The 19,040-nt window shown below is 65.0% G+C and carries 14 protein-coding genes and 4 pseudogenes; 7 read left to right on the top strand and 11 right to left on the bottom strand.

The annotated features are described in order from the left end of the window. The first annotated feature begins 73 nt into the window (after window positions 1-73). From ACQ86E_RS09765 to ACQ86E_RS09755, 3 genes and pseudogenes are all read left to right on the top strand, one after another. On the top strand, window positions 74-580 hold the full coding sequence (locus ACQ86E_RS09765) for a CAP domain-containing protein (protein ID WP_041748040.1): 507 nt from the start codon (window positions 74-76) through the stop codon (window positions 578-580). Window positions 581-658: 78 nt separating this feature from the next. After that, window positions 659-1,836, top strand: a pseudogene (locus ACQ86E_RS09760) (DUF3734 domain-containing protein). A gap of 1 nt (window position 1,837) precedes the next feature. Further along, window positions 1,838-2,626 carry a 3-hydroxybutyrate dehydrogenase gene (locus ACQ86E_RS09755; RefSeq protein WP_431205205.1) on the top strand — a complete coding sequence of 263 codons (789 nt, stop codon included), beginning with the start codon at window positions 1,838-1,840 and terminating at the stop codon, window positions 2,624-2,626. A gap of 133 nt (window positions 2,627-2,759) precedes the next feature. Here the strand turns inward: ACQ86E_RS09755 and ACQ86E_RS09750 are convergent, their stop codons facing one another. The 6 genes and pseudogenes from ACQ86E_RS09750 to ACQ86E_RS09725 form a co-directional block, all read right to left on the bottom strand. Further along, entirely contained in the window at window positions 2,760-3,584 is an 825-nt protein-coding gene (locus ACQ86E_RS09750) for a sulfite exporter TauE/SafE family protein (RefSeq protein ID WP_431205204.1), read from the bottom strand. Window positions 3,585-3,753: 169 nt separating this feature from the next. Then, a complete protein-coding gene (locus ACQ86E_RS09745) occupies window positions 3,754-4,458 on the bottom strand; it encodes an ABC transporter ATP-binding protein (protein ID WP_431205203.1) in 705 nt (234 codons plus the stop codon). Then, a pseudogene (locus ACQ86E_RS09740) lies at window positions 4,445-6,318 on the bottom strand (ATP-binding cassette domain-containing protein). Before ACQ86E_RS09740 ends, ACQ86E_RS09745 begins: the two are co-directional and overlap by 14 nt. Then, window positions 6,315-7,190 carry a branched-chain amino acid ABC transporter permease gene (locus ACQ86E_RS09735; RefSeq protein ID WP_014439677.1) on the bottom strand — a complete coding sequence of 292 codons (876 nt, stop codon included), beginning with the start codon at window positions 7,188-7,190 and terminating at the stop codon, window positions 6,315-6,317. Before ACQ86E_RS09735 ends, ACQ86E_RS09740 begins: the two are co-directional and overlap by 4 nt. Window positions 7,191-7,199: 9 nt before the next feature. Next, the gene (locus ACQ86E_RS09730) at window positions 7,200-8,519 is read right to left on the bottom strand and encodes a substrate-binding protein (RefSeq protein ID WP_431205202.1); all 1,320 of its coding nucleotides are present in this window, start codon (window positions 8,517-8,519) and stop codon (window positions 7,200-7,202) included. Window positions 8,520-8,584: 65 nt separating this feature from the next. Continuing rightward, window positions 8,585-9,606 (bottom strand): annotated as a pseudogene (locus ACQ86E_RS09725) (carbon-nitrogen hydrolase family protein). Between the two features lie 135 nt (window positions 9,607-9,741). Here ACQ86E_RS09725 and ACQ86E_RS09720 point away from each other — a divergent pair. Beyond that, window positions 9,742-10,716, top strand: a complete 975-nt coding sequence (locus tag ACQ86E_RS09720; protein ID WP_431205201.1) for a LysR family transcriptional regulator — start codon at window positions 9,742-9,744, stop codon at window positions 10,714-10,716. A gap of 6 nt (window positions 10,717-10,722) precedes the next feature. Here the strand turns inward: ACQ86E_RS09720 and ACQ86E_RS09715 are convergent. Together ACQ86E_RS09715 and ACQ86E_RS09710 are read right to left on the bottom strand one after the other, a co-directional pair. Continuing rightward, a pseudogene (locus ACQ86E_RS09715) lies at window positions 10,723-12,098 on the bottom strand (lipopolysaccharide biosynthesis protein). A 117-nt stretch (window positions 12,099-12,215) separates the two neighbouring features. Beyond that, on the bottom strand, window positions 12,216-13,058 hold the full coding sequence (locus ACQ86E_RS09710; protein ID WP_431205200.1) for a protein-disulfide reductase DsbD domain-containing protein: 843 nt from the start codon (window positions 13,056-13,058) through the stop codon (window positions 12,216-12,218). A 142-nt stretch (window positions 13,059-13,200) separates the two neighbouring features. On the opposite strand from ACQ86E_RS09710, the gene ACQ86E_RS09705 reads away from it, so the two are divergent. Continuing rightward, the gene (locus ACQ86E_RS09705) at window positions 13,201-13,845 is read left to right on the top strand and encodes a YqgE/AlgH family protein (protein ID WP_375312578.1); all 645 of its coding nucleotides are present in this window, start codon (window positions 13,201-13,203) and stop codon (window positions 13,843-13,845) included. Window positions 13,846-14,001: 156 nt separating this feature from the next. On the opposite strand, the gene ACQ86E_RS09700 is transcribed toward ACQ86E_RS09705, so the two are convergent. Together ACQ86E_RS09700 and ACQ86E_RS09695 are read right to left on the bottom strand one after the other, a co-directional pair. After that, on the bottom strand, window positions 14,002-14,889 hold the full coding sequence (locus tag ACQ86E_RS09700) for a TauD/TfdA dioxygenase family protein (protein ID WP_431205199.1): 888 nt from the start codon (window positions 14,887-14,889) through the stop codon (window positions 14,002-14,004). Window positions 14,890-14,985: 96 nt separating this feature from the next. Next, window positions 14,986-15,765 carry an SDR family NAD(P)-dependent oxidoreductase gene (locus tag ACQ86E_RS09695; RefSeq protein WP_431205198.1) on the bottom strand — a complete coding sequence of 260 codons (780 nt, stop codon included), beginning with the start codon at window positions 15,763-15,765 and terminating at the stop codon, window positions 14,986-14,988. 99 nt (window positions 15,766-15,864) lie between these two features. On the opposite strand from ACQ86E_RS09695, the gene ACQ86E_RS09690 reads away from it, so the two are divergent. Beyond that, on the top strand, window positions 15,865-16,602 hold the full coding sequence (locus ACQ86E_RS09690; RefSeq protein ID WP_431205197.1) for an SDR family NAD(P)-dependent oxidoreductase: 738 nt from the start codon (window positions 15,865-15,867) through the stop codon (window positions 16,600-16,602). Between the two features lie 119 nt (window positions 16,603-16,721). Beyond that, a complete protein-coding gene (locus ACQ86E_RS09685; RefSeq protein WP_431205196.1) occupies window positions 16,722-17,090 on the top strand; it encodes a CsbD family protein in 369 nt (122 codons plus the stop codon). Window positions 17,091-17,236: 146 nt separating this feature from the next. Here ACQ86E_RS09685 and ACQ86E_RS09680 read toward each other — a convergent pair whose 3' ends face one another. Then, window positions 17,237-18,940 (bottom strand): SGNH/GDSL hydrolase family protein, encoded by a 1,704-nt coding sequence (locus ACQ86E_RS09680; RefSeq protein ID WP_431205195.1) that lies wholly within the window; start codon window positions 18,938-18,940, stop codon window positions 17,237-17,239. Window positions 18,941-19,040 lie beyond the last annotated feature (100 nt).

Genomic DNA, 19,040 nt, shown 5'->3' with positions numbered 1-19,040 from the left:
AATTTTTCCTCAAAATTCACCTTTCAGCCACGGTTGGTATGCAACAACGGCCCTTCCTTTGGGGGCCCGATTCATGCGCGCTGCGGCCGCGATACTCATTGCTTTGCTTCTCGCCGGCTGTGCCGGCAATGAGGCACCGATCCAGCAGCAGCCGTCGATGTATGCCGACATGGCGGTCCCGGGCACCAAGCTCGATGCCCAGGCGGCCGCGATCATGATCTCGCAATACCGCCAGAACAACGCCCTCGGCACCGTGGTGATCGACCCCGATCTGATGCGGCTCGCTGAATCCCAGTCCAATGCCATGGCGGCGGCCAACAAGATGGACCATGACGTCCGTGCACCGCTGGCCAAGCGCCTTGCCGCCGGCGGATATCCCGCGACCGTGGCGGTCGAGAACATCTCGGCCGGCTATCATACGCTGGCGGAAGCGTTTTCCGGCTGGCGCGACTCGCCCCCGCACCGTGCCAACATGCTCAAGGGCGGTGTCACAAAATTGGGCATCGCGGCGAGCTATGCTCCGGGCACCAAGTACAAGGTGTTCTGGACCATGATCCTGGCCTCGACGGACCCCCGATAAGCCAGACTTGATCCCGGGATGCATTGACGCCGCGGCGATCAGTCGCCACGGTCGCTCGTCATCTGCTATTGTTTCCGAATGACCGATCACACCAGTCCTGAATCCGCCAGCGTCCCTGCGAATGCGCAACGCGTCCTGGTGTTGCAGGGGGCGGCGCGCTCGGCTCCTATCAGGCCGGCGCCTATCAGTCGCTGTGCGGCTACGGCTTCGAGCCGGAATGGGTCGCCGGCATTTCGATCGGCGCGGTCAATGCCGCCATCATTGCCGGCAATGAAGGCCCCACCCGCGTCAAGCGGCTCAAGGAATTCTGGGAGATGGTCTCGGCGCCGGTGCCGTGGAAACCGATCGGCAAGAGCGACCATAGCCGCGAGCTGTTCAATTCGACCAGCGCCGCGCTGATCGCGACCTTCGGCGTGCCTGGCTTCTTTACACCGCGCGTTCCGCCCGCACCGCTCTGGCCCCCGGCAGCCCGCAGGCCGAGAGCTATTACGACACCGCGCCGCTGAAGAAGACGCTGGAGCGGCTGGTCGATTTCGATCGCATCAACGACCTGAAGACGCGTCTGTCGGTCGGCGCCGTCGGCGTCACCTCCGGCAACTTCAAATATTTCGACAATTACGAATTCAAGAAGCTCGGCAAGACCATCGGCCCCGAGCACATCATGGCCTCCGGCGCGCTGCCGCCGGGCTTTCCGTCCGTCGTGATCGACGGCGAGCACTACTGGGACGGCGGCATCGCCTCCAACACGCCGCTCGACTATGTGCTCGATGCCGAGGTCGATCGCGACATGCTGATCTTCCAGGTCGACCTGTTCAGCGCGCGGGGTGACCTGCCGAATTCCCTGCTCGAGGCCACCGAGCGCGAGAAGGACATCCGCTTTTCCAGCCGGACGCGGATGAACACCGACAAGAACAAGCAGATCCACAACGCCCGCAGGGCCGTGCGCGACCTGATTTCCAAATTGCCCGATTATCTCAAGAACGACCCTTCCGTGGAATTCCTCGCGAAGGTATCGCGTGAAAGCACCGTCACCGTGGTGCATCTGATCTACCGCAGCAAAAACTACGAATCCTCGTCCAAGGACTACGACTTCTCGCATGTCGCCATGGTCGAGCATTGGGAAGCCGGCGTGCACGACGTGCATCAGTCGATGCGCCACAAGGATTGAGCTCGAGCGGCCGCAGTCCGGCGAGACCATGGTGACCTACGATCTCACGGGGGACGTCACTGCGCCCCCGCCAAAAAGGAGCGAATGATATGGGTAGTCTGTCAGGCAAGAACGCCGTCGTGACCGGGTCGACCAGCGGCATCGGGCTTGCTTATGCGCGCGCCTTCGCCGGCGCCGGCGCCAATGTCGTCATCAACGGCTTCGGCTCACCGGCGGACATCGAGAAGGAGCGCGCGAAGATCGAGTCCGATTTCGGCGTCAAGGCGGTCTACTCGCCCGCCGACATGACCAAGCCGGCGGAGATCGCCGAGATGATCGCTCTGGGCGAGAAGAGCTTCGGTTCGGTTGACATTCTCGTCAACAATGCCGGCATCCAGTTCGTCTCGCCGATCGAGGAATTCCCGATCGAGAAGTGGGACCAGATCATCGCGATCAACCTGTCCTCGGCCTTCCACGCCATTCGCGCGGCCGTCCCCGGCATGAAGAAGAAGGGCTGGGGCCGTATCATCAACACGGCGTCGGCGCACTCGCTGGTCGCCTCGCCCTTCAAGTCAGCCTACGTGTCGGCCAAGCACGGCATCGCCGGCCTGACCAAGACCGTTGCGCTGGAAGTCGCGACCCACAAGATCACCTGCAATTGCATCAGCCCCGGCTATGTCTGGACGCCGCTTGTCGAGAAGCAGATCCCCGACACGATGAAGGCGCGCAATCTGACGCGCGAGCAGGTCATCAACGACGTGCTGCTCGACGCTCAGCCGACCAAAGAATTCGTCACCTCCGAGCAGGTCGCAGCGCTCGCGCTGTTTCTCTGCGGCGACGACGCCGCGCAGATCACCGGCAGCAACCTCTCGATCGACGGTGGTTGGACCGCGGAGTAACAGCGGCGGTGCCGTAGGGTGGGCAAAGGCGCGAGAGCGCCGTGCCCACGAACTATTTCTTATCGAAAACGGCGGTGGGCACGCTTCGCTTTGCCCACCCCGCGGCACCTCGAATGGGGCGCCGCTCCCGCGTTCAATGCGTCCAGGCCAGCGCCGTCACGACCGCCGACGACAGGTTCAGCTCCGTGAACATGATCTTGCCGGCGACCGCGAACAGCACGCCGGCGAGAACGACGCGCAGCACCGTCTCCGGCACGCGCGTCGCGCTGAAGCTGCCGACGACGATGCCGGGCAGCGAGCCCATCAGCAACACGCCCATCAGGGCCCAGTCGACGTCGCCAAGCGCCCAGTGTCCGATGCCCGCCATCAGCGTCAGCGGCACCGCGTGCGCGATATCGGATCCGACGATGGTCGCCATCGGCAGGCGCGGGTAGAGCAACAGCAGCACGGTGACGCCGACCGCGCCGGCGCCGACCGATGAAATCGAGACCAGCACGCCGAGCACGATGCCGGTGACGACGGTCGCGATCGCGGTGGTGCGGTCGTCCACCTGTTCGAGGCGCCTGCGATAGCGCTCCATGATCGACTTGCGGAAGATCAGCGAGGTCGCGGTGAGCAGCAGGGCGAAGCACAGCACGAGGTTGACGAGGTTGCGCTCGGAATCGCTCCTGAGGTCGAGCTTCCACAGCACGAGCAGGGTCAGCGCGCTCGCCGGAAGGCTGCCGCAGGCAAGGCGCAGCACCGCCGGCCAATGCACGCTGCGCGCCCAGCCGTGCACGACGCTGCCGCCGGTCTTGGTCGCGGCGGCATAGAGCAGGTCGGTTCCGACCGCGGTGGCGGGGTGGATGCCGAACAAGAGGATCAGGAGTGGCGTCATCAAAGAGCCGCCACCCACGCCGGTCATTCCGACAAGCAGGCCGACACCAAACCCCGAGGCGACGTAAAGCGGATCGATCATCTTGCGGAATCTTAGGTTGATCTCGTCGGTTGAGCAACACGACGTAGAATAAACCTGTCCCGCAGCGCAATCGCTTGGATCTAATAGAGAAAAATCCTGTCGCAGGTCGGCGCCAGGCAGTCATTTCTCCCAAATCAGCGCCATTTTGGGCAATGGTCGATTGCTGCGCTCAGGCTCCGACGCCGAGGAAATCCCGCGCCAGGTCCGGATTGGCGGTGAGTTCCGCGGACGTGCCCTCGAACACCACATGGCCGTTGTTGAGGCCATAGACGCGGGTGGCAAAGCTCAGCGCCGCGGCGACGTTCTGCTCGACCACGATCATGGTGCGCCCCTCGCGGGCGAGGCCGGCGGCGACGTTGACGAGGTCGCGCACGATCAGGGGCGCCAGCCCCTCGAACGGCTCGTCGAGCAGGATGATACGGGCGTCGCGGATCAGCGCACGGGCGATCGAGAGCATCTGCTGCTCGCCGCCCGAAAGCGTGCGACCGAGAGACTTGCGCCGCTCCTTCAGGCGGGGAAACACGCCGTAGATGCGCTCGAACGACCAGGCGTTCGGCGCGGTCAGGGCGGCGATGCGCAGGTTCTCCTCGACCGTCAGTCCGCCGAAGATCGCGCGCTCCTCAGGAACGAGCTGCACACCCATGTTGGCGATGGCGGAGGGAGCGAGACCACTGATCGGCTTGCCGTCGAGCCGGATCTCGCCACTCTTTGGGGCCAGCACGCCCATGATCGAGCGCAGCGTCGTGGTCTTGCCGGCGCCGTTGCGCCCCAGCAGCGCCACGACCTCGCCCTCCTCGACCCGGATCGAGAGATCGAACAGGACGTGGGAATCACCGTACAGCGTGTTGATGCGGTCGACTTCAAGCAGGCTCATGCGCGTGAAGCCCTCCGAGATAAGCATCCTGAACCTGCTGATTGCCACGGATCTCGTCCGCGGTGCCGTCGGCGAGCAGGCGGCCTTCGTAGAGCACGGTGATGCGCTCGGCGAGGCCGAAGATTGCCTCGAGATCATGCTCGACGATGACGATGGTGCAGGTCTGGGCGATGTCGCGGATCAGTGCGCAGGTCGCGGCACGCTCCGACGGGCTCATGCCGGCGAGGGGCTCGTCGAGCAACAGCACCTTCGGGCTCGTCGCCAGCGCCATGCCGATCTCGAGTCGCCGCTTCTCACCATAGGCGAGGATGTGGGCCGGCGTGTCGGCGCGCACGGCAAGGTCGAGCAACGCCATGATCGCGTCGATCTGCGCCTCCACCTCGGGCAGGCTGTCGGCGGTGCGCAGCAGGTCGATCCGCAGCGGTCCGCGGCGGCGCGCCAGGGCGGCGATGCGCAAATTCTTCCGCACCGAGAGATTCGGAAAGAGCTGGTTCAACTGGTTGGACTTGGCGATGCCGAACTGCGCGGTCCGGCTGACGCCGTGGCCGGTGACTTGCGATCCGAACAACAGCACATGACCCGAGGTCGGGCTGACCTCGTCCAGCAGCATCTTGAACAGCGTGCTCTTGCCGGCGCCGTTCGGACCGATCACGGCGTGAATGGAGCCGCAGCGAACCTTGAACGAAACGCCGTCGACGGCTTTCAGGCCGCCATAGTGCCGCGCCAGTGCGCAGGCTTCCAGGGCAATGTCGCTCTCGCCCGTGGCGGGGGACGGCAATGGCAGAGTGGTGTCGCGGTCCTTGCTCGATGCGGTCTTCATCGCGCCGCCGGCCTCGATCATCTCGGTCGCGGCTTCCGCGGCCCGGCGTGCGGAAAGGGTCCGGCGCTCGGTCCACCAATGGATGATCTCGCCGCAGATGCCGCGGCGCAGGCCCACGACCAGCACGATGAAGGCGATGCCGAGCACCAGTTTCCAGAGCGTGGAAAGGCCGGGAATGAGCTGGAGATTGTCGCGCAGCCAAAGCCATACGGCCGCGCCGACCAGCGGCCCGACCAGGGTGTTGGCGCCGCCGACGATGGTCTGAACCACGAGCTGACCGGACGTTTCCAGCGAGAACGCGTCGGGCGGCATGTAGCTCTGGAACGAGCCGAGCAGGCCCCCGGCGAGTCCCGCATAGAGCGCGGCGATGACGAAGGCTGTGAGCTTGTAGGCCGGCACGTTATGGCCGAGCATCGCGACGCGCGCGGTGTTCTCCTTGATCGCGAGCAAGATCGCGCCCACGGGGAGCGCACGATGCGGCGCGCCAGCACGTAAGCACCGAAGAAGATCACCGCGAACAGCACGTACATCGGCAAGCCTGCGCCGATGCGGATGGCATGCTCGCCGAAGCCGAGAACGGGCACCGGGACGCCGGGAATGCCGTTCTCGCCGCCCGTGTAGTGCGACAAAGGCGAGTTCTCGATGAAATAGGCCATTTGACCGAAGGCCAGCGTAATCATCGTGAAGTAGATGCCGATGCGGCGCACCGCGAGCCAGCCGACGACGAGGCCGAACGCACCGGCGGAAATCGTGCCGGCAGCGAGCGCCAGCCACACGCTGCTTAGCGTTCCTGAGACCAGCAGATACGCGGTGACGAAGCCGCCGACACCGTAGAACGCGGCCTGACCGAACGATAGCAAGCCGGCCAGTCCGAACAGGATGTCGAAGCCGAGGCCGATCAGGCCCCAGTTCAGCACCCGCGTCAGCAGGTCGATCGAAAAGCCGAGATGCGGCAGCACGACAGGCGCCGCAATCAGCGTGACGAGAATCGCGAGCTCCGGAGTGTGGCTCCGCAGCCCGCCCGAGCGTGCGATGCTCATACCCGTCCTTCCGAGCCGAACAGGCCCTGCGGGCGCAGCACGAGCAGCAGCGCCATCAGCGCGTAGAGCATCACCTCCGAATAGGAGGAGTTGAACGCGCTGGTGAGGCTGACGATCTCGCCGGCGATCAGGCCGCCGACCACGGCACCCGGGAACGAGCCGAGGCCGCCGAGCACGATCACGACGAAGGACTGCGCCATGAAGTTCGCGCCCATGTCCGGCGTTACTGCCACGACCGGCGCATATAGCATTCCAGCGAGGCCGACCGCGACGACGCCGATCGCGAACACCAGCAGGAAGGTGCGCCGCAGATTGATGCCGAGGATGCCGACCATGCCGGGGTTCTCGATTCCGGCGCGGACCACGAGACCCATCGACGTGCGATAGAGCACGAGATAGAGGCCGACCAGCAGCGTTGCGATGATGGCGATGAGCTGGAGGCGGTAGGTCGGATAGATCAGGAAGCCGAGCTGGGTGGCGCCCTGTCCCCATGACGGCGTCGGCACGCGCTGCGCGTTGCCGCCAAAGACGGCGCGCACGCACTCCACGAGCACGATCCCGATGCCGTAGGTGACGAGGATCTGGTCTTCATGCGGCCGGCCGTAGAAGAAACGGATGATCAGGCGCTCGAGCAGAAAGCCGAGCACCAGCATGAAGCCGCAGCCGACCGCGATCGCGAGCAGGAACGACTGGGTGTATTGCAGCATGACGAAGGCGGCATAGGCGCCCACGGCGAACAATGCGCCGTGAGCGAAGTTCAGGACACCGAGCGTGCCCAGGATGATGGTCAGGCCGCTGCTGACGAGCGCCAGCAGCGAACCGAGGGCCAGGCCGTTGAAGGCCTGCGAGGCGAGGGCGGGCCAGCTTGGCATTTGGGCGGCTCAGGTATAGGGGCCGAGCTTGCAGCCGAACAGGTCCGGCGGATTCATCACGCTTTCGCCTTCGGCGACGTCGACGATCTCGTAATAATCCTCGGGCCCCTTCATCTCCGCCGGTGCCTTGCCGCGCAGGATCGGGATCGGGCGCACCATCTGGTGGTCCTCGGCGCGGAAATAGACCTTGCCGATCGTGGTCTCGTAGGGCTGCTCCTTCGAGGCCTCCATTGCCTTGATGACCTCGACCGGATTGAAGCTCTTGACCCGTTCGACTGTCATCGCCCAGAGATAGGTCTGCATGTAGCCGATATGGGCGCCCCAGCGCGGGTGATATTTGTTCTTGGCGACGAAGGCGTCGACGAAACTCTTCGCGAGCGGATAGCGGTCCGACAGCGTCCACCAGAAGTCGCAGCTGCCATAGACGCCCTGCATGATCTCGGCGCCGAGTTCCTTGTCCTGGAACGAGGACAGGTTCGGCACCACCAGCTTCATCTTCTTGAGCACGCCGAACTGCTCGGCCTGCTTGGTCGAGGCGACGGCGTCGGCACCGAAGGCGATGTTGACGAACACGTCGGCGCCGCTGTTGGCGATGTTGAGCAGCGCGGAGGAGTAGTCTGTTGTGCCGAGCGGAACCACTTCCTTGGCGACCTGCTGCCAGCCCTGTTCCTTCGAGAACTTCGCGAAGCTGTCATAGACGGTGTGGCCGTAGGTGTAGTCGGGCACCAGGAACGCAGTCTTCATGTTCTTGCCGAGCGCCTTGGCGACGACGGGCGCGAGCGCCTTGGCGGCCATGTAGGCGTTCTGCTGCGAGCGGAAGCCGTAACGCTGGCAGTTCTTGCCGGTGATGTCGTTGGAGCCGGCGATGCCCACCATGTAGAGCACCTTTTCGCGCGAGCCCAATTCCTCCAGCGCGATCGCGCTGGCGCTCGATACCGACCCCGACAGCATGATCGCCTTGTCGCGCTGGATGAACTGCGTGGCGCTCTGCACGTCGAGATTGGGCTTGCCCTCGGTGTCCGACACCTTGTAGCGGATCTGGCGGCCGAGCACGCCCTTGCCCTGCAATCCCCATTTCTTCGCGGCATCGCTGCCCGCGTTGATCTCCGAGATCGCAAGCTCGTAACCAAGCTTGAGATCGCCACCGTCGCCGGAGAAGACGCCGGTGAGCGGAATGGTCAAGCCGATGAATACGGAATCCGCGGTGACGCCGTCCGGGAAGGTGCCGATGCTGGCCGGCGTCTGGGCCCAGGCTGCGCCACCTGGAAGCACGAGACCGGCTGCGGCGCCGGCGCTTCCGAGCAGAATCTGACGACGGTCAAGCTTCATGACTCACCTTCCATGTTCATCACCGCCGAATCGGCAGGTGGATTGCGGTTGGATACGGACCGGGCTCAGGATCCGGCATCGATGTGATCGCTCTCCGCGTCCGGCTGGGACGCCGCGCTTCCGGTGAAGGAGACGGGGTTGAGCCGGCGGCGATTGACGCTGAGGTCGAAAATGTCGAACCGGTTGTAGTAGCCGACCACGTCGTGAAACTGCTTCGGCTCGACGCAGCGGTTGAGATCGATCTCGGCGTAGAGGATGCCTTCCTCGTCGCGCAGCGCTTCGCCGATCTGCTCGCCGGTCGGATCGAGGAAAAACGTTTCTGCGCGCGGCGTCGCGTCGAGCACGGCGGCGGCGGCGGCATCGCGCGCCACCAGCATGTCGCGTGCCGCCTTGTCGAGCACACCCGCGGTGACGAGGCCGAACACCTTTGCCTCGAAGCAATGCGCACTCGCCCGGATCCGGGTCGCTGCGGCGATATGGTAGTTGCCGCCGCCCGCTGGCCGGCGGGTCGGCCAGACCGGCGGCCAGCTCGAGATATGTAACTGCTCACCCTGCGCCATCAGCGAATAGCGTGCCAATGGGTTGGTGTTCTCGCCGCAGATCAGCTGCCCGATCTTGCCGATCCGGGTGTCGACCACGCGCAGGCCCGCCCCGTCTCCGCTGGCCCAGATCAGCTTCTCGTAAAAGGTCGGTACCAGCTTGCGGTGATGGTTGAGGATCTCGCCGTCCTCGCCGATCAGGAGGTTGGTATTCCAGATGGCACCGACGCTTGCCGGCGACTTCTCGCTGATGCCGATCGAGATCACGATGCCGAGCGAACGCGCTTCATCCCGGATCGCCTTGATCTCGGGGCCGTCGACCAGCACCGACTGGTCCGCCATGCGCACGAACAGATCGTGGTTGTCGATCGGAGCCCAAAGCGCGGCCCACACCGGGAACGCGGGAATGAAGGTCTCGGAGAAGGCCACGATTTCCGCGCCGGCGGCGGCTGCCTCCCGGATGAGCGAGATTGCCTTTTTGTGGTCGCTGAACGGTCGAGAAACACCGGCGCGGCATGCACCGCGGCGGCCTTGAAGCGGGGAAGCATGGCTTTGTCCTTGTTCAGGACAGGCTAATGGTGCTCCGGACACCTCGATACAGAGAATCCTGCAAGACGGCTTGCACAGGGCGACAATCCGTCCCACCGAGCCGCGCTGGCATAGCGCTTGCTGTCTGGAGAGGTATGCAGGAGTTCAATTCGCTCGACTGGGACGATCTCAAGATCTTCCTTCACGTGGCGCGCGGCGGAAGCCTCGCCAGCGCGGCCAAACGGCTGCGGGTCGACCAATCCACCATCAGTCGCCGGATCGCGCATCTGGAATGCACGCTCGGTGCGACGTTGTTCGAACGCTCGCCTCAGGGTTTGCGTATCAACGAGGCCGGCGAGCGGTTGCTCTGTCACGCCGAGCGGATCGAGAGCGCCGTCATTGCGATGCATCAGGACGTGCAGCGCGGCGGCAGCCGGATGGCGGGCCGCGTCAGGCTCGCGACGATGGAAGGCATCGCCTCGCTATATCTGGCGTTTCGTTTTGCGCCGCTGCGGCAGCGCTATCCCGATCTGACGGTCGAGCTGCTGACATCGCCGCAGGCGGTCTCGGTGAACCGGCGCGAGGCCGACCTCTTCCTCAGCTTCTTTCGCCCGCCGGGGCAGGGCATGGTGTCCGAGCGGCTCGGCAGCTTTCAGCTTGGCCTGTACGGCTCACAGGACTATCTCGCGCGCGAAGGCATGCCCGAACGGCCGGCGGATCTCGCCCGGCACAGCTTCGTCACCTATATCGACGATCTGATCCAGCTGGATTCGGTGCGTTGGCTCGACGACATCGTCCGCAACCCGCCGGTGAGCTTCCACTCCAACAGCATGATCGCGCAGATGAACGCCGCGGCCGGTGGCATTGGCCTCGTGCTGCTGCCGAGTTTCGCCGTTGCCGGCCGTGCCGATCTCATCCCCGTGCTGCACGAGAAGATCACGACGTCGCGTGACGTCTGGATCAACGTTCACGGCGATCTGCAGTTCGTGCCGCGCATCCGCGCCGTCTCGAGTTTCCTCAAGGCGATGTTCAAGTCCGACCCGCTGATGCAGGCGGACAATTCGGGCCGCAAGATGCTCGATGCGCTGCTGGTCGGGGATGCCGGAGCCGTCGCGTTGCAGAACGGCTGACGCGTCTCAATTCGTGCTCTTGCCAAACGCCAGCACGTGCAGGCCGAGCCGCCGCCGCACGATCCAGAACAGCAGGACCGTCTCGAAGCTGAGCGAGATCGAGGTCGCGGCCGCGGCGCCGTGGCCGCCGTAGCGTGGCACCAGCGCGATGCAGAGCACGACGTTCATCACGAAGGCCAGCGCGTAGGCCAGCGCGCAGATCTTCTGCTGGCCGAGCATGTTGAGCAGGCGCTCAACGGGCCCAATCGCGGAGCGCACCACGAGGCCGATCGCAGCGACGAACATGATGTCGTAGCCGACCGTGAATTGCGGCCCGAACAGCCAGAGCAGCGGCTTGCCGAACGCGAGCAGCACGATGGTCGCCGCCAGCGAGGGCCAGAACGTCCAGTTGATGGCATATGTGACATAGGCCGACAGGCGCGCCTTGTCGCCGCTCGCGTTGTATTCGGCGAAGCGATGCGCCGTGGTCGCCGACATCGCGTAGTGGATGAACGAGACCAGCGCCAGCGTCTTCACCACCGCGAAGTAGACGCCGACCTCGTCGGAGGGACGGAATTGCTGGAGCACCAGCACGTCGGTGTAGGACAGCAGCAGGTAGAAGCTCTCCACCAGCAGGATCGGCAGCGACACAGCGAGCCAGCCGCCGACATCGTAGGCCTTGGGGCCGGGCTCGATGTGATCGGCCAGCTTGCGGTTCAGCACCACCATCTGCCCGGTCATCGCGATCCAGACCGCGCCGGCGCTGGCAGCCATCGCGGCGATCGCGCCGATGTGGTAGCCGAGCAGGAAGGCGCAGGCCGTGATGCCAATGATCAGCGCCTGGCGGACGATGAATTGCGGCATCAATCCGAGCCGCATCCAGTCATGCGAGCGCGCGATGCCGTCCTGGGTGTTGGCGACGACGAAGGCCGGCAGCGTCATGCAGCCGATATAGAGCGGCAGCACCTCGGCCGGATCGAGCCAGGGCGATGCCAGCCTGACGATGCCGGCAAGCCCGAGCGACACCAGCGCGGAGCCGGCAAAGGTGAGCCAGCGGCTGCCGGAGAGGAAGCCGCGCAGCAGCGCATGCTCGGCGCCGGTGCGGTACTCCGGAATGATTTTTGCGCGGACGCCGAGATGCCGAAATCCAGCATGCTGCCGAGCAGGAGCACCCAGGTCCAGACATAGACATAGATGCCGTAGTCGGACGTCCCCATCCAACGCGCCAGCAGCACTTGCGAGACATAGGCAAGGCCCGCGCTGATCACGCGGATGATGAAGATGGTCCCAGCCAGCCGCCGCGTCAGCGACGCCTCGCTCGATCCGCCCGTCAACCTGGCGCGCAGCCGCGCGATCAGCCCGGTCGGTCCGGTCGTAGCGGGTTCTGCATCCATCACGGCCAATTCGAGATCCCCAGGGCGCACGCGCATGCTGCCGCAGGCTTGATGCGGCAACGCCTGGAATTAGCAACCATTCGTTAAGATTCGGTTGGGTGGGCGTGCACCCGCGGGACGACCGGATCACTCCAGATTCGTGTTGAACTCGTACGACTTCTCCGGCCCGACCAGTGTGAACTTCAACGCTGCGCCCTCGGGCTTGGCGCCCGGGGGCAGCCCATCGAGTTCGAAGGAGAAGCGCTTCACCCCGGGCGGACCATGCTCGACCAGTGCCGGAATCGGCAACGACCAGTCCAGTGTCGGCCCTTCCACGAACAGATTGACGTTGCGCGCGTCCGCAGGCGCGACCACGTCGACCACCACGTATTTGGCGCCGTCGCGCTTGACGTCGCGTATGGTGAGCGGGTTGGGATCGCCGATCGTGGCTGGCTTCGGCACGGTGTCGAGCGCTGCACGCAGATTGGCGTCCTCGGTCGAGGCGACGCTGTTGAAGCCGAGTTCGGCATTGGCTTCGACGGGAATGCAGAGCTTTTCGCAGATCGCGTAGTTGATCTCGGCGCGCAGCGTCACCGGTTTGTCGGCGGCCTTGGCGACGATGCGCAAGGGCAGCACGACCTGGTCGTGATAGCCGATCGAATGGCCACCTGCGCCGTCATCGAATTTCTGCGGCGCCGGCCACATGATCGTCACCGCCTCGACATTGTCCGACTTCGAGAAGTCGAACCGCGGCGGAACACCGGAATCGCCGGGCGTTCGCCAATAGGTCTTCCACCCGGGCTGGATCTGGAAGGCGATCCCGCCGAGCAGGACCGCGCCGCTGCGCGACCCCGCGAGCAACCGCACCGCGGAATGTCCGTCGCGTTGCCACGGCGAGGCGTCGTCGGCGCGGGCCGCAAGCGCCAGTGACGACGCGAGCAAGATTGTCGCGACGCCGATCGCCGCACGTCTGGGAACTCTTGTCAGCATCGCACGTCTTTACAAGGTCGCCACGGGGCAAACCATTGAAATGCTTGTGATGGATGCACCTGATTCAGGTCTCTGCAAGCCTTGATTTGACAGCGGGCCGGCCCGACATCAGGATAGGAATTGAAACCGGAGTGCTTCACCGATGGCTCCCACAGGCAAGAGAACGGGCGAAAGCACCCGCGGCGCGAGCCTCGCGCCGCCCAGTTCGGCCGACTACCTCGACGGCCGGCTTTTGATCGCGATGCCCGTGATGGGCGATGAGCGCTTCGAGCGCTCGGTGATCTATCTCTGCGCCCATTCCGCCGAGGGTGCGATGGGTATCATCGTCAACCATCCGGCCGGCAGCATCGACTTTCCCGAGCTTCTGCAGCAGCTCGGCATCATCAAGAAGGGCGAGCACATCAGGCTGCCCGAGAATGCCGAAAGCATGAAGGTACTCCGCGGTGGTCCGGTCGACACCGGGCGCGGGTTTGTGCTGCATTCCAGCGATTTCTACATCGAGAACGCGACGCTCCGGATCGACGACGGCGTCTGCCTCACCGCAACCGTGGATATCCTGCGCGCGATCGCCAACGGCTCCGGCCCCAAGCACGCCATCCTCGCGCTCGGCTATGCCGGTTGGGCGCCGGGCCAGCTCGAGACCGAGATCCAGAGCAACGGCTGGCTGCATTGCGATGCGGATGCTGATCTGATCTTCGGCGACGACGTCGACGAAAAATACGGCCGTGCGCTCCGCAAGATCGGCATCGATCCCGGCATGCTCTCGAACGAGGCCGGGCACGCGTAGCTGGTGATGGCGTGACATAGCTCTCACAGTCGTCATTGCGAGGAGCATTTGCGACGAAGCAATCCGGTGAAAGATTCTGGATTGCTTCGCTTCGCTCGCAATGACGGAGGTTGTTGAGGCGCCCTCGCTCTCAATGATACACGGAATGTGCCGCGTTTACTCCGCCGCCTGCTGCTGCACCGTCGGCTCCGTTCCCGCCACCGTCGCCCTCCGCATGTCGCGCGGTTGCGACTGGTCGTAGCGGCGGACGCGGTGCATGGTCTGGCGGTTGTCCCACATCACGAGGTCATGCAGCTTCCATTTGTGGATGTAGACGAATTCCGGCTGCGTCGCGTGCTCGTTGAGGTCGCGCAGCAGCAGCCGGCCCTCCGGCACGCTCATGCCGACGATCTTGCCGGCATGCGATGACAGATACAGCGACCTGCGCCGATGCACCGGGTGCGTCCGCACCAGCCGTTGCAGCACCGGCTTGAACATCTGCTTCTCGTCGTCGGTGTATTCGGTGAAGCCGAGCGATCCCCGCGAATACATCAGCGAGTGCTCGCAGACGAGATCGTCGATCTCCGTCTTGGTCTCGTCGTCGAGCGCGTCATAGGCGGCGCGCATGTCGGCGAATTCGGTGTTGCCGCCCTTGGGGTTCACCACGCGCGCCGACAGCAGCGAGAATTTCGCCGGGATGGGACGGAACGAGCTGTCGGAATGCCACAGGCAGTTGCCGAGATTGAACAGATGCGTGCGACTGTCTTTCGCCAGCGGCCTGCCGTCCTTGCCGAGATTGGACACGTCGTTGAGGCCCGACTGGAGCCGGTAGTCCTGCGCCTTGGTCACGGTGCCGCCGCGCGCGTCCTCGCGCTGACCGAAATTCAGCGCAAAGGCCATCTGCTGCTCGTCGGTGATGTCCTGGTCATGGAAGACCAGCACCGCGTATTTGTCCATGGCGGCTTCGACCTCGCGCGCCTCGGTCTCGGTGAGGGGCTTTCGCAAATCGAGGCCGGAAACCTCGCCGACAAAATGTTTGTGAAGCTGCCGGATGGCGATCGTCATGGCATTTCTCCCGCGAACCGCGAGCGGTTGTTCCGCTCTATTGAAGAAAAAGCTACTCCTGCTTCGTCAGATGTCAACGCTCGGCGCGCATGGCTCTCACGCATTGCGTGCCATCAGGCCGCCGTCGACCGGGATCACGGCACCGGTGAGGAACGACGCGGCCGGCAGGCACAGGCTCAGCGTCATATGCGCGACTTCTTCGGGGTCGCCGTAGCGGCCGAGCGCGGTGCGGCGCTTGGCGTAGATGGCCTTGTGCTCCTCCGAGATGCGGTCGGTAATTGCCGTGCGGATCGGCCCCGGACAGATGCAGTTGACGGTGATGCCCTCGCGGCCGAGCTCCACCGCGAGCGAGCGGGTGAGGCTGGCGACGCCGCCCTTCGCCGCCGAATAGGGGCTGTGCAATGCGGTGGCGCCGAGCGCCTCTGTCGAGGCGATGTTGACGATGCGCGGGCTTTTCGACTTGCGCAGATGCGGCAGCGCGGCGCGGATGATGCGCGGATGCGCCGTCAGCATCACGGCGATGCCCTTGGCCCAGGCGTCCTCGTAGGATTCGTCGTCGATCGCGACGCGGACGGAGATGCCGGCATTGTTGACGACGATGTCGAGCCCGCCGAATTGCGACGCCACATCGCCGACGACACGCTTGATCTCGCCGCCGTCGGCGACATCGAGTTTCCAGGCCGTCGCCGAACCGCCGCTCGCCGCGATCTCCCTGGCGACGGATAATGCGCCTTGCTCGTCATAATCGGTCACGGCGACGTTCGCGCCTTCGCTTGCGAACACACGCGCAGTCGCGCGCCCCATGCCGCTGGCCGCGCCGGTGACGAGAACGGTCAGGCCCTTCACGGACCGGCTGAGCTGCTTGAAGTCGGACATGCTGTTTCCTCGCGGCGTGCTTGTTTTTTGTTTTGGGATTGACGAGGCTGGCATCGATCCGCAGACGGGTCAAACAAGCAAGATAAAAGGGAGGCCGCGATGGCAAACGAGCTGGATTTTTCGGGCAGGCAGGTGCTGGTCGTCGGCGGGTCCAGCGGTATCGGCAACGGCATCGCACAAGCCTTTCGCGCGCGGGGCGCGGCTGTTGCGGTCTGCGGCACGCGTGCTCGCGCAACGGAATATTCGCCGGAGGAGGGCTCAGATCTCACTGGTCTTTCTTACGCGCAGCTCGATGTCAGCGATGCCGGCGCGATCGAAGCTTTCAAGCCGTCGTTCGATCGTCTCGATGTGCTCGTGCTCGCGCAGGGCGCGGTGCTCTATCGTCGCGGCGAGTTCGAGATGGCCGGCTTCCGCAAGGTCGTCGAGGTCAATCTGATGAGCCTGATGGCCTGCGCCACGCGATTTCATGCCATGTTGCGGGAAACCAAGGGCGCGCTGATCATGGTGTCGTCGACTGCGGCCTATCACTCCACCATGGGCAATCCCGCCTACAATGCGTCCAAGACCGGCGCGGTCGGATTGACGCGGACCCTGGGCGAGGCCTGGGCCGAGGACGGCATCCGCGTCAACGGTATCGCGCCCGGCCTCGTCGATACCAAGATGACGAAGGTGACGACCGACAATCCCAAGCGGCTCGAAGCCGCGCTGGCGCGCATTCCCCTGCGGCGATTGGGCACGCCGTCTGACATGGCCGGCGCGGCGCTGTTCCTGGCCTCGCCGCTGTCGTCCTACATCGTCGGACAGACCCTGGTCGTCGATGGCGGGCTCATTCTCTAGGACGTGATCCAGAAAAGTGAGAAGCGTTTCTCGGAAAAGATCGCGCTCAAACCTTGGGCGCGATTGGAACCGCTCTGCTCCTGATCGGTTACATCGGCAGACCCCCTAGGAGGAGCGACATGGACAAGGATCGAATCGTCGGATCGGCCAAGGAGTTCGCCGGACGCGCCGAAGGCGCTGTCGGTGATCTCGCGGGCGACGCGCAGACACAGGCATCGGGCAAGGCGCGTGAAGCCGCCGGCACCGTGCAGAATCTCTATGGCCAGGCCAAGGATGCCGTGCGCGACGCCGGCGAGACGGCGGCCAGCTACGCCAAGGACGCCTACGACAAGCCGGCCGAGACCCTGCGCGACGGCTCTCAGGCGATCGCCCAGAAGGTGCAGGACAATCCGCTTGGCTCGCTCCTGATCGCCGGCGGCATCGGCTTCGCGGTCGCGCTGCTGATGTCGCGCCCCGTCCGCCGCCCACCGTCGCGCTGGCGTTACTAAGCCCAGGAGCCGACGCCGCATCTCTCGTGCCCCGGATCTGCGCTGCAGCGCGGATCCGGGGCTTATTTTTGTGAGTACGGCAAGTGCTCCCGGCTCTGCGTTACATCAGCACGAGGTGCTGCGACGCGTCCGGGTCATGAGATCGATTACCGGATGACTTCCGCTGATCGTCCGACGTTACCCGGCGGCCTTGGGATCGCAGGGTTCTGAGCAGGATTGCGCGGTCCTGGTGCGGGCGCCAGCTGACGCGGCACTGGAGCGGGCTGTGGAGAGCCGAAGCCGAAGAAATCACGCAGAGACGGTTGCGCCTGCGCCGGCTGCGGCACCGACGGCTTCTTCGGCGCGAGCTTCGGCGGCGCGATCGCCGCAGCGGCACCCGGCGTGCCGGGGGCGGCGGTACCACCGTCAGGCGTCGTCGCGGCGATCGGCGTATCGCCCTTGGCCTGCTCGCGGCCGACTTCGCGGCGCGGCCAGGCGTAATCGTCGGCGCGGCCGGCCGGGGCAGCCAGCGGCTCACCCTTCACCATCGTCTTTGCCGCGAGCGCATCGACGGCCGCGGGACGTGAGCCCGGCCCGCCCAGCAATTGATCGGTCGAGATCGACGCTGCGACCAGTGGCACGATCGGGCCCGCCAGCGGTCGCGGCGCGGGCTTGCCGGGCTCGGCGCTGGTGTCGGGCGTTCCCGGTTCGCTCGGCAGCGCGATCGGGCCGGACCGTCCTGCGAGCAGGCGCGTGATCTCGCGCTCGACATAGTGAGCGAGCTTGCGGGCACCGGGCTTGGTGAAATAGACGCCGTCATAGCTGCGGAGCTGGCGGATCTGGCCTTCAAAGTCCGGCCCCTTCTGGAGGAAGCGGCCGGCTTCGTCGACAAAGCCGTCCCAGACGTCGACATAAGTGATACCGGCCTTGGCCGCGCCTTCGCGGTAAAGCGAATCCAGGAACAGCATGTCCGCGGTGCCCTTGGCACCGCGAATGGCGGGCAGGCCGACCCAGAGCACCGGCACGCCCTTGCTCTTGAGGACGTTGGCCAGCTCCTCGATCTTCTTGCCGTAAAGCTCGATCCAGCGGTCGTCGCGGAATTCGTAGAGGCCGTTCGGGTTTCGCGCGGTCTTTTCGGGCGCGGCCACAGGCGTATCGGCGTTATCGGCATCGTCCTGCGGCAGGTCGGCGTCGGCCGGCTTGTCCTCCGGCTTGGCGGCGCTGTCGCCGGGTTTGGCGTCGCCGGGCTTTCCCTGCGGCTTGGCGCGGGCGCCCTTGTCGTTCTTCTTGTCTTTGTCCGAAGTCTTATCGGACTTCTCCGCTACGGGCTCGCGGATCGCGCTACGGTCGTTGAGCCCGAGCATGACGACGATGACGTCAGGCTTCTCGGTCTCGAGGATGCCCTTGGCTGCGGCCGCCCAATCCGAGGGCTCGCCCTTCGGCTGGTATCTGATCAGGCCGGACGTGGTTCTGTGTTTGCGGATCACGCCCATGTCGGGCTGTTCGGTGTAGGCGTCTTCAAGGCCGTAGGCGAGCCAGTCGGCCATGGCGTCGCCGATCACCAGCACATTCTTGTCGGGGATGGTGTCGCGCTTGGCGGGTGCCGGTGCGCGCGAAAAATCCTGGCGCGGCGCCTGCGGCTGTTGCTGCTGGAACGGCGCGAAGAAGTCGCCGCCGAACCATCCGCCGTCGCGTCCGCCGCCCCGCTGCGGCGGGGCCGAGCGCTGCGGCGGACCGCCGAAGCCGGGGAAGTTGAAGAATTGCGCCGAGGCGGGTCCCGCGATGCCGACCAATATCGCAAGCGCCGTTCCCAGCGCGATCAGCGGGCCGGTCTCGGTCAGCGCCTTGAAAAAGGATTTTGGCTTCGACATGCGATCTCGGGCGCGCGCAACGGGGTCTGGAATTCGCTCCATATAATAACGGAATCGGGCCGCAAACGGGCAAATTCTCTGGCTGATTCTTGAGGCAATA

Source organism: Bradyrhizobium betae (assembly GCF_050632175.1).
Taxonomy (GTDB): domain Bacteria; phylum Pseudomonadota; class Alphaproteobacteria; order Rhizobiales; family Xanthobacteraceae; genus Bradyrhizobium; species Bradyrhizobium betae_B.
This window is presented reverse-complemented; position numbering and strand designations above follow the sequence as displayed.